11 protein-coding genes are annotated in these 14,268 nt (G+C 67.3%); 7 read left to right on the top strand and 4 right to left on the bottom strand.

What is annotated here, in order from left to right:
- Positions 1-36 precede the first annotated feature (36 nt).
- The 3 genes from mfd to ABR323_RS07740 form a co-directional block, all read right to left on the bottom strand.
- Positions 37-3,501 (bottom strand): transcription-repair coupling factor, encoded by a 3,465-nt coding sequence (gene mfd / locus ABR323_RS07750; protein ID WP_439448868.1) that lies wholly within the window; start codon positions 3,499-3,501, stop codon positions 37-39.
- Positions 3,502-3,650: 149 nt separating this feature from the next.
- Positions 3,651-4,196 (bottom strand): GNAT family N-acetyltransferase, encoded by a 546-nt coding sequence (locus ABR323_RS07745; RefSeq protein WP_004150340.1) that lies wholly within the window; start codon positions 4,194-4,196, stop codon positions 3,651-3,653.
- Positions 4,197-4,291: 95 nt separating this feature from the next.
- The gene (locus tag ABR323_RS07740) at positions 4,292-5,149 is read right to left on the bottom strand and encodes a 23S rRNA (adenine(2030)-N(6))-methyltransferase RlmJ (protein ID WP_439448867.1); all 858 of its coding nucleotides are present in this window, start codon (positions 5,147-5,149) and stop codon (positions 4,292-4,294) included.
- A 35-nt stretch (positions 5,150-5,184) separates the two neighbouring features.
- Here ABR323_RS07740 and creB point away from each other — a divergent pair, with 35 nt between their 5' ends.
- From creB to ABR323_RS07705, 7 genes are all read left to right on the top strand, one after another.
- Positions 5,185-5,910 carry a two-component system response regulator CreB gene (gene creB, locus ABR323_RS07735; RefSeq protein WP_439448866.1) on the top strand — a complete coding sequence of 242 codons (726 nt, stop codon included), beginning with the start codon at positions 5,185-5,187 and terminating at the stop codon, positions 5,908-5,910.
- 3 nt (positions 5,911-5,913) lie between these two features.
- Complete coding sequence (gene creC, locus ABR323_RS07730) at positions 5,914-7,374, top strand: two-component system sensor histidine kinase CreC (RefSeq protein WP_439448865.1); 1,461 nt, start codon at positions 5,914-5,916, stop codon at positions 7,372-7,374.
- A gap of 81 nt (positions 7,375-7,455) precedes the next feature.
- The gene (creD, locus tag ABR323_RS07725) at positions 7,456-8,775 is read left to right on the top strand and encodes a cell envelope integrity protein CreD (protein ID WP_439448864.1); all 1,320 of its coding nucleotides are present in this window, start codon (positions 7,456-7,458) and stop codon (positions 8,773-8,775) included.
- A 10-nt stretch (positions 8,776-8,785) separates the two neighbouring features.
- Positions 8,786-9,196, top strand: a complete 411-nt coding sequence (locus ABR323_RS07720; protein WP_439448863.1) for a hypothetical protein — start codon at positions 8,786-8,788, stop codon at positions 9,194-9,196.
- A gap of 141 nt (positions 9,197-9,337) precedes the next feature.
- The gene (locus ABR323_RS07715) at positions 9,338-10,915 is read left to right on the top strand and encodes a M20/M25/M40 family metallo-hydrolase (protein ID WP_135272832.1); all 1,578 of its coding nucleotides are present in this window, start codon (positions 9,338-9,340) and stop codon (positions 10,913-10,915) included.
- Between the two features lie 153 nt (positions 10,916-11,068).
- A complete protein-coding gene (gene gltX, locus ABR323_RS07710) occupies positions 11,069-12,472 on the top strand; it encodes a glutamate--tRNA ligase (RefSeq protein ID WP_439448862.1) in 1,404 nt (467 codons plus the stop codon).
- A gap of 34 nt (positions 12,473-12,506) precedes the next feature.
- Positions 12,507-12,998 (top strand): Fur family transcriptional regulator, encoded by a 492-nt coding sequence (locus ABR323_RS07705; protein WP_004150412.1) that lies wholly within the window; start codon positions 12,507-12,509, stop codon positions 12,996-12,998.
- A 101-nt stretch (positions 12,999-13,099) separates the two neighbouring features.
- On the opposite strand, the gene ABR323_RS07700 is transcribed toward ABR323_RS07705, so the two are convergent.
- Positions 13,100-14,260, bottom strand: a complete 1,161-nt coding sequence (locus ABR323_RS07700; RefSeq protein ID WP_439448861.1) for an HlyD family secretion protein — start codon at positions 14,258-14,260, stop codon at positions 13,100-13,102.
- Positions 14,261-14,268: the final 8 nt, after the last annotated feature.

Below are 14,268 nucleotides of genomic sequence, written 5' to 3'. Positions count from 1 at the left end.
CGGGTGGGGACCGGTGCGGGGTGTTCGGGGGGGCGATCAACCCGGGGCGAGGGTGGTCAGAAGGGCGCGGGCCGCATTGAAGCGGTCTTCCGGCAACGGCAGCGGGTGCTTGATGCGCAGCTTGTCCGGCCCTTCCATGGCGTAGAGATTGGGTTGTTTCTGGATCAGCTGGATTACCGCCATCGGGTCGATGTTCGGCTTGGACTCGAACACGATGCGGCCACCGTTCTCGCCCAGGTCCAGCTTGCGGATACCCAGCGTGTTGGCTTTCAGCTTCAGCTCGGCGATGGCGAACAGGTGCTTGGCTGCATCCGGCAGCAGGCCGAAACGGTCGATCATCTCCACCTGCAGTTCGCGCAGCGCATCGCTGTCGCGCGCGCTGGAAATGCGCTTGTACAGGGTCAGGCGGGTATGCACGTCCGGCAGGTAATCTTCTGGAATCAGCGCCGGCACATGCAGCTCGACTTCGGCACCGCGCACTTCCTCGCCGGCATCCAGGTCGGGCAGCTTGCCCTGCTTGATGCTGCGCACCGCGCGCTCCAGCAGCTCGGTGTACAGGCTGAAGCCGACCTCGGCCATCTGACCGCTCTGGTCCTCGCCAAGCAGTTCACCGGCACCGCGGATCTCCAGATCGTGGGTGGCCAGGGTGAAGCCGGCGCCGAGTTCGTCCATCGAGGCGATCGCTTCCAGGCGCTTTTCCGCATCCGGGGTGATCGAGCGGCGGTCGGGCGCGACCAGGTAGGCGTAGGCGCGGTGGTGCGAACGACCGACACGGCCGCGCAGCTGGTGCAGCTGGGCCAGGCCGAAGCGGTCGGCGCGGTTGATGATGATGGTGTTGGCGTTGGGAATATCGATGCCCGATTCGATGATCGTGGTCGACAGCAGCACGTTGAAGCGCTGCTTCTGGAAATCCAGCATCACCTTTTCCAGCTCGCGCTCGGGCATCTGGCCGTGGGCGATGCCGATGCGCGCCTCCGGCACCAGCTCGGACAGCTCGCGCTGCATGCGGCCGATGCTCTCCACGTCGTTGTGCAGGAAGTACAGCTGGCCACCGCGCGCCAGCTCGCGCTGGAAGGCCTCGCGCAGCAGCGCGTTGTCCCACTGGGTGATGAAGGTCTGCACCGCCAGCCGGTTCGGCGGTGGCGTGGCAATGATCGACAGGTCGCGCAGGCCGGCCATGGCCATGTTCAGCGTGCGCGGGATCGGCGTGGCGGTCAGGGTCAGCAGATGCACGTTGGCGCGCAGCGCTTTCAGCGCTTCCTTCTGGCGCACGCCGAAACGCTGCTCCTCGTCGACGATGACCATGCCCAGGTCCTTGAACTTCACGTCCGGCTGCAGCAGGCGATGGGTACCGACGATGACATCGATGGTGCCGGCCGCGACCTTCTCCAGCTCGGCTTTGATTTCCTTGGTGCTCTTGAAGCGCGACAGCACTTCCACCTTCATCGGGTAATCGGCGAAGCGGTCGCGGAAATTGCGGTAGTGCTGCTCGGCCAGCAGCGTGGTCGGCACCAGCACGGCTACCTGCTTGCCTGCACTGGCGGCGGCGAACGCCGCGCGCACCGCCACCTCGGTCTTGCCGAAGCCGACGTCGCCGCAGACCACACGGTCCATCGGCTGGCTGCTGGCCAGATCGCGCAGGGTGGCATCGATCGCGGCCAGCTGGTCCGGTGTTTCCTCGAACGGGAAACCGGCGGCGAACGGCTCGTACATCGCGCGGTCCACCTGCAGTGCGAGGCCGGCACGTGCCTGGCGGCGGGCCTGGATCTCCAGCAGTTCGGCAGCGACGTCGCGTACTTTCTCGGCCGCCTTGCGCTTGGCCTTGCTCCACTGCTCGCCGCCCAGCGAATGCAGCGGCGCGGTTTCCGCCGAAGCGCCGGAGTAGCGGCTGATCAGGTGCAGCTGGGCGACCGGCACGTACAGGCGGTCCCCCTTGGCATATTCAATTTCGAGGAACTCGCCGGGCATGCCGCCCACGTCCATCGCGATCAGGCCACGATAGCGGCCGACGCCATGGTCTTCGTGCACGATCGGCGCGCCCTCGGTCAGTTCGCCGAGGTCGCGGATGATCGCTTCCGGCTCGCGGCCGGCACGGCGCGTGCGGCGGGTACTGCCGGCGCGCTCGGGGAACAGCTGGCGTTCGGTCAGTACCGCGATGCGCGGGTCATCCAGCGCGAAGCCATCTTCCAGGGGCGCTACCGTGATCGCGAAGCGCGCATTGTCGGCGAGGAAGCTGGGCAGGTTGGCTGCCACCGGTGGCTTCAGCTCGGCAGCCTGCAGCACTTCCAGCAGGGCTTCGCGGCGGCCGGGTGAATCGGCGGCGATCAGCACCCGGCCCGGGTAGTGGCCGAGGAAGGATTTCAGCGCATCGCCAGCGGGGGCTTCGCGTGCGGCCACCGGCAGTGGTGGCAGCGGCTGGTCACCCAGCGCATGGGCATCGGCAATGCGTGCGTGGTCAGCCGACCACACCTCGATGCGCGGAGCGTCGTTCAGACGCTCGCGCAGCAGCTCCGGCGACAGGTACAGCGCCGACGGCGGCAGCAGCGGCCGCTCGACGTCGTGGCGGCGCTGTTCGTAGCGCTCACCGGTCTGCGCCCAGAATGCCTCGGCGGCTTCGCCGGCACCGGCGCAGACCACCGGCAGGCTGCCGTCTGGCAGGTAGTCGAACAGGGTCGCGGTGCGTTCGAAGAACAGCGGCAGGTAGTACTCGACGCCGGCCGGGGCCAGCCCGGACTTCAGGTCCTGGTACAGCGAACTGCGCCGGGTATCAACGTCGAAGCGTTCGCGCAGCGTTGCCAGCACGCGGGCGATGCTGGCCTCGTCCATCGGCACTTCGCGGCCCGGCAGCATGTGCACGGCCTCGACCTTGTCCAGCGAGCGCTGGCTTTCCGGATCAAAGGCGCGGATCGAATCGATGTCTTCGTCCAGCAGCTCCACCCGCAGTGGCTCGTCGGCACCCATCGGGAACACGTCGAGCAGGCCGCCGCGCACGGCGAAATCACCCGGGTCCATCACCTGCGGCACGTTGCGGTAACCCGCGCTCTCCAGGCGGCGCTTCTCGGCCTCCAGGTCCAGGCGCTGGCCGACCTTCAGGTCAAAGCTGCCGCCGATCACGTAGCTGCGCGGGGCCAGCTGCTGCAGCAGGGTCTGCACCGGCACGATCACCAGGCCGCGTTTCAGCGTAGGCAGGCGGTGCAGGGCGGACAAGCGCTGCGAGATGATGTCCGGATGCGGACTGAAGCGGTCGTAAGGCAGGGTTTCCCAGTCCGGGAAAGCGACCACAGGCAGGGCCGGGTCACCGCCGAGCAGGGTGTGCAGGTCGGCTTCGAGCTGGTTGGCGCCGTGGTTGTCACGGGCGATCACCAGCAATGGGGCGTCGTGCGCACGCGCGGCCTGGGCCAGGTACCAGGCCAGGGCGGTCGGTGATGCGGGGGCGCGCCACCAGGCGCGGAGCTGGCCGGCGCGCGGCAGCGGCGGGGCGGGGTATGAGGTACGCGACATGGACCCCGGATTTTAGCAGAAGCCCGATCAAACCCTGTCGGGTAGTGCCGGCCGCCGGCCGGCAGCCTCATCTACCGTTGGGGTATCGGAATGCCGGCCAGCGGCCGGCACTACCGGAATGCGTCGCCGGGCCGCGCCCGGCGCATCCGTCAGTTGTCCAGTTCCAGCACCATCCGCACCAGGCCCTCGGCGCCGGTCGGGTGGGGGACCGGCTTGAAGCCCAGCGAGGCGGCCAGCTGCTTCATCGGCTCGTTCTCAGCGGCAACGTCGCCGTACAGGCGGTCCAGGTACTTGCCGCGGCCCCACTTCACCAGCTTGCGCATCAGCTGCCGGCCCAGGCCCTGGCCGATGAGGAAGCGGCTGATCAGGATCGCGTACTCGGCTTCACGGGTACCGGGGATGATCGAGGCCCGGGCGACCGCGCCGACCACCGCCTCACCAGCAGGCAGGGATTCGGCAGCGACCAGGGTGATCTCGGTCTTCGGATTCGGGTGGGTCAGGCGCTGGGTGGTTTCCGGCGAAAGCTCGGTCACCGCCTGCAGGAAACGATCACGGATTTCTTCCGGCCCGAACAGGCTGAACGCCGCTTGCAGCGGCGCGCCATCTTCCGGGCGGATGGGGCGGATCAGCAGCTCGTGGCCGCTGGGAGCCTTGAAGATCTCATGCCAGGGCGGCATGCGGTTGCGAGTGGCCATACCGGGTGATTCCTTGGTGGTCCATCGATTGTGGCATCACCGGGGCTGCATTCCGTGAACGAAAGGCTCACGGCGGTACAGCCTCGTGAAGGCCGTTATTCGGGGGCTTTGAGCCAATCCAGCCGGGTGCTGGCGCCGGGTTCGCCCAGGTGCTGGCGCAGTGCCGGCAGGGCCGGACCGACCACCCGGTCGAACTGCCAGGGCGGGTTGAGCAGCAGCATGCCACTGCCGTTGAGGCGCAGCGGCGAGTCGTCCGGACGCACCAGGAACTCGATCGTCATCGCTGATTTGACCGGCAGTGCACTGGCCTTGCGCAGGAAATGCAGGATGGTGCGACGCTGCTTGATCGGGAACCAGACCGCACAGGTGGCCTGCGGCCAGCGCGCCAGAGTCTCGGCCAGGGCGACCAGGACGGCCTGATATTCGGCATCCTGGGCTTCGTAGGGCGGATCGATCAGCACCAGGCCGCGGCCGATCTTGCTGCCGTTGAACTTCGGCGGCAACAGCGAGCGCAGCAGCGCGTAACCGTCGCCCGGATGCACGCCAACCCGGTTGTCATGGGCGAACAGCGCCTTCAGCGTTGCGGTTTCGGCTTCCTGCAGCTCACAGACCGCCATGCGGTCCTGTGCACGCATCGCCTGCGCGCTCAGCAGCGGCGAGCCCGGGTAGTTGGTCATCGCGCCGACCGGGTTGCCGGCCTGCACCGCCTTCAGGTAGTGCTCGATCACCTCCGGAAGCTTGGGCTGGGCCATCAGCCGCATGATCCCGGACTCGGCCTCCAGGGTCTTGCGGCTCTCTTCGCTGGCCAGCAGGTAGCGGCCGGCACCGGCGTGGGTGTCGAGCACGAAGAACGGGCTGTCTTTGCGCTTGAAGCTGTCGATCAGGGCGAGCTGCACGATGTGCTTGAGCACATCGGCGTGGTTGCCGGCATGGAAGGCGTGGCGATAGTTCATGGGCGGCAGTGTACGGGGCGGCGGCCGCAGCGGCTATGCTGCGCGCCATGACAGCTCCCGTTGCCCATGTCCTGGTGGTCGAGGACGAAGCCGCCATCGCCGAAACCGTGCTCTATGCGCTGCGCAGCGAGGGCTACGCCGCCAGCCACTGCCTGCTGGGCGGTGAGGCCCTGCTGCGGCTGCAGGCCGGTGGCATCGACGTGGTGGTGCTGGATGTTGGCCTTCCCGACCTTGGCGGCTTCGAGGTCTGTCGCCGGCTGCGCGCCTTGCCGGGCCCTGCAGCGCAGCTGCCGGTGATCTTCCTGACCGCCCGCAACGACGAGGTGGATCGTGTGCTTGGCCTGGAACTGGGCGCCGACGATTACATGACCAAGCCGTTCTCGCCGCGCGAGCTGGTGGCGCGGGTACGAGCACGCCTGCGCCGTGCGGCACCGGCCGTGGCGGCGCCCGACGCTGAGGCCGGCTGGAAGGAGCACGGGGCCTTCGCCATCGACCGCGAGGGTCGGCGCATCCGCTTCCGTGGACAGGCACTGGATCTGACCCGCTACGAATATGCGCTGCTGGAGTCGCTGCTGCAGCGCCCGGGCGCCATCCTCAGCCGCGCCCAGCTGATGGACCGGGGCTGGGACAGCAGTGCCGACAGTGCCGACCGCACCGTCGATACCCACGTCAAGACGCTGCGTGCCAAGCTGCGCGCGGCCGGTGCCAGCGACGATCCGATCCGCACCCACCGTGGCCTTGGCTACGCGCTGGAGGTCTAGCCGATGCGCCTGGTGCTGAAGCTGTTCCTCGGCTTCTTCCTGATCACTGGCATCGCCGCGTTCTTCGTGATGCGCGTGTTCGTCAACGAAGTGAAGCCCGGCGTGCGCCAGGCGATGGAATCGACCCTGGTCGACGCGGCCAACGTGCTGGCTGAGATGGCCGCCGCCGACGTCAAGGACGGCACCATCCGCAGCGGCAGCTTCACCCGCAATCTGGCCAAGGCGCGGCAGCGCGACCTGAAAGCGATGGTCTGGCGCTTCCCGAAGCGCGCGCTCGACTACCGGGTGACCATCACCGATGCCAAGGGCATCGTCATCTACGACTCGCTGGGGCGTGACCTGGGGCGCGACAACTCGCGCTGGAACGATGTCTACCGCACCCTGCGTGGTGAATACGGTGCCCGTTCCAGCCCCGAAATCGCTGGCGAAGAGGGCGATACGGTGATGCATGTGGCGGCGCCGGTGTACGACCCGGTCGATGGCCGTACCCTGATCGGCGTGCTGAGCCTGGCCCAGCCCAACCGCAGCATCGATCCGTTCATCGCCGCCAGCCAGCGTGCCATCATCGAGCGCGGGGCATGGCTGATCGGGCTGTCGGCGCTGGTCGGTGTGCTGGTGACGATGTGGCTGACCACCGGCCTCGGCCAGCTCAGCCGTTATGCGCGCGCAGTGACCGCCGGCGAACCGGTGCCGCCGCCACGCCGCCGCCACGACGAGATCGGTGATCTCGGCCAGGCGCTGGAAACCATGCGCCGCAAGCTGGAAGGCAAGGCGTACGTCGAGCAGTACGTGCAGTCATTGACGCATGAGATGAAGAGCCCGCTGGCAGCGATCCGCGGTGCTGCCGAGCTGCTGCAGGAGCCGATGCCCGAGGACGACCGCGTGCACTTCGCACGCAGCATCGTCGACCAGCAGGAACGCCTGACCGAGACCATCGACAAGCTGCTGGCGCTGGCCGAGGTGGAGCAGCACGGCTGGCTGCAGACCCGCGACCCGATCGCGTTGCCGGTGCTGCTGGCCGATGCTGCTGCCGCAGCGCAGGTGCGCGCGCAGGCGGCCGGGGTGCAGGTCTGCATCGGCAGCGTGCCCGACCTGCGCGTACAGGGCGATACCTACCTGCTGCGGCAGGCCCTGCACAACCTGATCGACAACGCGATTGCGTTCTCGCCGGCCGGCGCGGAGATCGCGCTGCAGGCCGAGGTGGACGGGCAGCGCGTGCGCCTGCTGGTGGCCGACCGTGGGGCTGGCATCCCCGACTATGCGCGCGAACGGGTGTTCGAGCGCTTTTATTCGCTGGCCCGCCCCGGCAGTGGCCGGCGCAGTTCGGGGCTGGGCCTGCCGTTCGTGCAGGAAGTTGCCCGCCTGCATGACGGCCGCGCCAGCGTCGACGACCGCGAAGGCGGCGGCACCGTGGCCAGCCTGTGGTTGCCGTTGGTCGTGCCAGGCCAGCGCCCGCGGCGCTGACTTCACACTCGCTTCAAATTCGCCACAAACCCTGCTCACCACAGCGGTCCATCCTGCAGCCCTCTCCAACGAGGATGGACCATGAAATCCCTGAAGATGCTGCTGCGGTTCGCCATTGTCGGCGGACTGATCCTGCTGCTGCTGATCCCGCTGATGATGATCCGTGGGGTCATCAACGAGCGCAGCCAGTACCGCGATGAGGCCTTCGCGCGGGTGGCCGACAGCCGCGCCGGCGTGCAGCGCCTGGTCGGCCCGGTGCGCGTGGTGCCGTGGGTGGAACGCCTGCAGGTCGAGGTGGTCGATGCCAAGGGCAACAAGAAGACCGAGGTGCAGGTCACCGAAGGTCATTGGCTGCAGATGCCGGCGTCGCTGGAGATCGGTGGCGAGATGCTGCCGAGCCAGCGCGAGGTGGGCCTGTTCAAGGTGCCGGTATACAGCTGGAACGGCCAGTTGAAGGCCACCTTCGCCGCTGACGACTATCCGGTGAAGGCCGGCCGCAGCTATGGCCAGCCGTATGTGGCGCTGGGCATTTCCGATGTGCGTGGCCTGGTCGGTACGCCGAACCTGCGGGTGGATGGCAAGCAGGTGCGGCTGTTGCCGGGCGTTGGTGCCGCCAGCGAGGTCGGTCGAGGCCTGCATGCAGCGGTGGCTGGCTTTGCCGAGGATCATGGCGGCACCCTGGCCGGCAGTGCGGTTGAACTGGAGCTGCGCCTGGACGGCAGCCGCATGCTGTCGGTGGTGCCGGTGGGGGATGACACCAAGATCGCGCTGCGCTCCAGCTGGCCACACCCGTCGTTCAGCGGTGCTTTCCTGCCCAACGAACGTCGTGTCGACGCACAGGGCTTCGACGCACGCTGGGCGGTGTCCTCGCTGGCCTCCGATGCCCAGCGCCAGCTGCGCAGCGACGGTGCGATCGATTCGCAGGCGGTGACGGTGTCGCTGGTCGATCCGGTCGATGCCTACACCCAGGCCGATCGTGCATCCAAGTACGGCGTGCTGTTCGTGGTGCTGACCTTCGTCGGCTTCATTCTGTTCGAGCTGATCAAGTCGCTGCGCATCCATCCACTGCAGTACCTGATGGTTGGCCTGGCACTGGCGATCTTCTTCCTGCTGCTGATCAGCCTGTCCGAGCACATCACGTTCTGGAAGGCCTACCTGGTTTCGGCGGTGGCCTGTATCGGCCTGCAGGCGGTGTACCTGGCCAATGTGCTGGGCCACTGGAAGCGCGGCCTTGGCTTCGCTGCGCTGCTGACGGTGCTGTACGGCGCGCTGTATGGCCTGCTGGTATCGGAAAACAACGCGCTGCTGATGGGTTCGCTGCTGCTGTTCGTGATCCTGGCGCTGGCGATGTGGGTGACCCGCCGGGTCGACTGGTACGCGCTTGGCGCGGACCTGAAGTAAGGAGCACGCCATGAGCTGGCGCCAGGGATTGCGGCAACGGGCACGGCAGGGCATTCCGGCCCTGCTGGAAGTGGATGCACTGCTGCAGGCACATGGCGTGCTGGCGGCCCTGCCGGGGGCACGGATCGCCCCCGGCCTGGTCCGCTTCCAGCTGGCCGCGGTGACCTGCGAGGGACTGCAGGGCAAGGGGCTGGGCTGGCTGCAGGGCGCGCGGCAGGGACGCGGCGCGGTGGCTGGCCGGGTGCCGCGCTACCGGCCATGGAAGGCCGGGGCGGAGGCGCTGGCAGAGATCGGCATCGGTGGCCTGCCCGGTGACTGGCCGGCACATGCGGCGGTGTACGGCTGCAGCAGCATCGACCGGCGGCACTGGTTGCTGCTGCTGCCGGAGCGGGCGCAGCTGTGGCTGGGGTGGAGTGGGTGATTGCAGATGATGTATCCACGCATGGCGTGGATCTACTGCCGCCCATGACCGATGGGACGGTATCCCTGTGTCCTCGCTGGCTAGACTCGATGGGTTGATGATCGAGCCGAAGGGCAGGGGTGCGATGTGTTGAAGTGGGGCATGCTGGCCGCAGCGCTGGCGATGGGGGGCAATGCAGGGGCGCAGCAGCGCGAGACGGTGGACCTGGACATGGTCAGCCGCATCCGACAGGAGGCCTTCCACCGTTCGCAGGTGATGGACACCTTCAGCTACCTCACCGAACGCATCGGCCCGCGCCTGACCAACTCGCCGGCAATGGGCCGCGCCAACGCGTGGACCCGCGGCAAGTTCAACGAATGGAAGCTGGACAACGTCCACGACGAAGCCTTCGACGACTTCGGGCGTGGCTGGGAGTTCACGTCGGCCAGCGTGGAGATGCTGGGTGACCGCATCCAGCCACTGCATGCACTGCCCAAGGCCTGGACGCCGGGAACCAAGGGCCCGGTTGAAGGCGAGCTGGTACAGGTCGAGATCAAGAAGCCCGAAGACATCGAGAAGTACCGCGGCAAGCTGCGCGGCAAGATCCTGCTGCTGGGCGAGGCGCGCGAGTACAAGCGCGGCACCGAGGCGGATTCGCACCGGCACGACGCCACCTCGCTGGAAGGCCTGCAGGAGTTCACCCTGCCCAAGGACAAGGACGCCACGGCCGAACGTGCCAAGCGGGTCAAGGAATACCAGGAGCGCCAGCAGCTGGCGACCAAGGTCAATGCGTTCTTCATCGAAGAAGGCGCGCTGGCCTCGATCAGCATCAGCAGCTGGGACAACGGCATCATCCGGGTTGCCGGTGGCGGTTCGCGCAAGGCTGGTGAGTCGGTGGGCATCCCGGAGCTGGCGATGATCGCCGAGCACTTCAATCCGCTGGTGCGGGCGCTGGAGGCCAAGCAGACCGTGCGCCTGCGCGTGGATGTGGCCGCGCGCTTCACCGACGAGGCCGACCAGCCCGGCTACAACACGCTGGCCGAGATCCGCGGCAGCAGCAAGCCCGATGAAGTGGTGATGATCGGTGCGCACCTGGATTCATGGCACAGCGGTACCGGTGCGGCCGACAACGCGGCCGGCGTGGCGGTGATGATGGAGGCGATGCGCATCCTCAAGGCGACCGGCGCCAAGCCCAAGCGCACCATCCGCGTGGCGTTGTGGAGCGGTGAGGAACAGGGCCTGATCGGCTCGCAGGCCTATGTGGCCAAGCACTTCGGTCGTTTCCCGGAACCCACCGACCCGGCGCAGAAGGCGCTGCCGGCCTCGCTGCGCGAGCCAACCGGCGCGCTGCAGAAGACCCGCGATTACAGCAAGTTCCAGGTCTACTTCAACATGGACAACGGCTCGGGCCGCTTCCGTGGCATCTACGCGCAGGAAAACCTGGCGGCCATGCCGATCTTCGAAGCCTGGCTGGCGCCGTTCCATGACGTGGGCGCCACCACCGTGGCCACCCGCAACACCGGCAGCACCGACCACATCAGCTTCGATCGCATCGGCCTGCCGGGCTTCCAGTTCATCCAGGACCGGCTGGACTACTTCACCAACGTCCACCACAGCCACCTGGACACCTGGGACCACGCCGAACCGGAAGACCTGAAGCAGGCTGCGGCCATCGTCGCCTCGTTCGCCTACAACGCCGCAACGCGCGAGCAGTCCTTCCCGCGCAAGGTAGAACCGTAAAAGGGGACGGAGGGGATTAAGTCGTTTCTCCCCTCCGTTTCCCGGTCGCAGCCCCACGGGCGTGGCAATTGCGACTTAATCCCCTCCGTCCCCTTTTTCCGTCGGGGGCGGAGGGCTGGTAAAATCGGGGGATTCCCGTTCCTCGAGCCGTCCATGACCTGCCGCACCCGCTTCGCCCCCAGTCCCACCGGCTACCTGCACATTGGTGGTGCCCGCACTGCGCTGTACTGCTGGCTTGAGGCCCGCCACCGCGGCGGCGAGTTCGTGCTGCGCATCGAGGACACCGACCGTGAACGCAGCACCCAGGGCGCGATCGACGCCATCCTGGAGGCGATGGACTGGCTGGGCCTGGACTATGACGAAGGCCCGATCTACCAGACCGACCGCGTCGCCCGTTACCTGGAAGTGGCCGAGCAGCTGGTGGCCGACGGCAAGGCGTACTACGCCTACGAAACCCGCGAAGAACTGGATGCGATGCGCGAGGCCGCCATGGCCAAGCAGGAAAAGCCGCGCTACAACGGTGCTGCGCGCGAGCTGGGCCTGCCGCGCAAGGATGACCCGAACCGCGTCATCCGCTTCAAGAACCCGCTGCAAGGCACGGTGGTGTTCGACGATCTGATCAAGGGCCGCATCGAGATCGCCAACAGCGAGCTGGATGACATGGTCATCTTCCGCCCGGACGGCTTCCCCACCTACAACTTCGCGGTGGTGGTGGACGATTGGGACATGGGCATCACCGAGGTCATCCGCGGCGACGACCACATCAACAACACCCCGCGCCAGATCAACCTGTACGAAGGCATCGGCGCCCCGGTGCCGAAGTTCGGCCACATGCCGATGATCCTGGATGAGCAGGGCGCCAAGCTGTCCAAGCGCACCGGTGCAGCCGACGTGATGCAGTACAAGGATGCCGGCTACCTGCCCGATGCGCTGCTGAGCTACCTGGCCCGCCTGGGCTGGTCCCACGGTGACCAGGAGCTGTTCAGCCGCCAGGAACTGATCGACCTGTTCGACGTGAAGGACTGCAACTCCAAGGCCTCGCGCCTGGACATGGCCAAGCTGGGCTGGGTCAATCAGCACTTCCTGAAGACCGAGGACGTGGCCGCGATCGTGCCGCACCTGGTCTACCAGCTGCAGAAGCTGGGCCTGGACGTGGCCGCCGGCCCCGCCCCGGAGGACGTGGTGATCGCCCTGCGTGAACGCGTGCAGACCCTGAAGGAAATGGCCGAGAAGGCTGTGGTCTGGTACCAGCCGCTGACCGAGTACGACGAAGCGGCGGTGGCCAAGCACTTCAAGGCCGGTGCCGAGGTGGCGCTGGGCAAGGCCCGCGAGCTGCTGGCCGCCCTGCCGGAATGGACCGCCGAATCGGTAGGCGTGGCCCTGCACGACGCGGCCGCAGCGCTGGAAATCGGCATGGGCAAGGTGGCCCAGCCGCTGCGCGTGGCCATCACCGGCACCCAGGTCAGTCCTGACATTTCCCATACCGTTTACCTGGCCGGCCGCGAGCAGGCCTTGAAACGCATTGATGTGGCCATCACCAAGGTAGCCACGGCCTGAGGCATCCTTGCCAGGCCCGAACCGGAGAATACGCATGCCCGCCAAGACCGCCACTGCCTGTACCGCCCCGCACCACCACGTCCACGATGCATCGGATTTCGTGGCGGTGGTCGAGCGCGTCTCGCGCGAACGCGGGCTGCGCCTGACCCCGATCCGCGCCAATGTGCTGAAGCTGATCGCCGAGGCCGGCAAGCCGGTCAAGGCCTACGAGCTGCTGGAATGGGTACGCAACGGCAAGGGCGTGGGCGCTGATGCCCCGCCCACCGTGTACCGCGCCCTCGACTTCCTCATGGCCAATGGCTTTGTGCACAAGCTGGAGTCGGTCAATGCCTTCGTGGCCTGCCACCATCCCAGCAGCGCCGCGCATTCGGTACCGTTCCTGATCTGCAACAGCTGCCACAGCGCGGTGGAACTGGAAGACCGCGAGATCGTCACCCAGCTGGAAAAGCGCGCCAAGGAACTGGGCTTCCAGCCGCAGGCGCAGACCCTGGAAGTACACGGCCTCTGCGCGCGCTGCGCCGGCTAACGCAACGGTAGTGCCGGCCGCTGGCCGGCATTTTGGGAACGGGGTCAGATCCCTTTGCCATTGGCAAAGGGATCTGACCCCGTTTCGTGAGGACCTGCGTCCTAGTCCATCGGCTTGGACCGGGTATCCACCCGCACGATCACCGACATGCCGGGGCGCAGCTGCTTTGCCAGCTCCTGATTCCCATTGATTGAAATCCGAACCGGCAGCCGCTGCACCACCTTGGTGAAGTTGCCGCTGGCATTGTCCGGGCGTAGCACGCTGAATTCCGAACCGGTAGCCGGCGCGATCTCCTGCACGCGGCCGCGCAGCACCTGGCCCTGGAACGCGTCCACCGAGAACGTGGCCGCCTGGCCGATCGCCATGCCCCAGGTCTGGCCTTCCTTGTAGTTGGCCACCACCCACAGCGTGTCAGGCACCAGGAACAGCAGCTGCGAACCGGCGGCGACGTACTGGCCCACGCGCACGCTGGCCTCGCTGATCTGGCCGTCGCGCGGCGCGTGGATCACCGTGTTGGCCAGATCGATGCGCGCCAGTTCCAGCTGCGCCTGTGCGCTTTCCACCTGGGCCTCCAGGCTCTTGCGCGCCACCTGGGTCGACACCAGCGTTTCCTCGGCGATGCGGATCTGCGCCTGCGACTGCTGCACGCTGGCCTGCGCCGAGGCCTGGGTGGTGCGGAACTTGTCGCGGTCGTTGACCGACACCAGCTGCTGCGCGGCCAGCTCCTCATAACGCCTGGTCTCGTTGCGCGAGCGCTGCAGTTCGGCTTGCCCGGCCGACAACGTGGCCTGCGCGGAGGCGATCTGCGCACGGTTCTGGGCCTGCGACTGGTCGGAGTTGGCCAGTGCCGCGCGTGCGCTGTCCAGCGTCGCCTGCGCCTGGGCAACACGCTGTGTGTAGATGCGGTCATCGATGCGCAGCAGTGGCTCGCCCTCCCTTACGTGCTGGAAGTCCTTCACCAGCACTTCGGTCACGTAGCCGTTCACCTGTGGCGCCATTACGGTGATCTGTCCGCGCACATAGGCGTTGTCGGTCACCATCACGCTGCTGGTGAACGGCCACAGGTGCCAGGCGCGCAGGATCAGCGCAATGCCCAGCAAGGCCACCACCACCATCACCACCACGCTGCGCGCGCTGGGCTTGAGGTACTTCGGCGCGACCGCTGGTTCTACCGGCGTGGGGGCGGGCGCTGCGTCGGTCGGCGGCGGTGGTGTGACGTTGTCGGCGTCGCTGTCGTCGGGACGGGGTGGGACGGGAGGCATGGTGATGG

Source organism: Stenotrophomonas sp. ATs4, assembly GCF_051861585.1.
In the GTDB taxonomy this organism is placed as follows: domain Bacteria; phylum Pseudomonadota; class Gammaproteobacteria; order Xanthomonadales; family Xanthomonadaceae; genus Stenotrophomonas; species Stenotrophomonas maltophilia_AS.
Note: the sequence above shows the minus strand (reverse complement) of the source record. Positions and strands in the feature narration are given on the sequence as shown.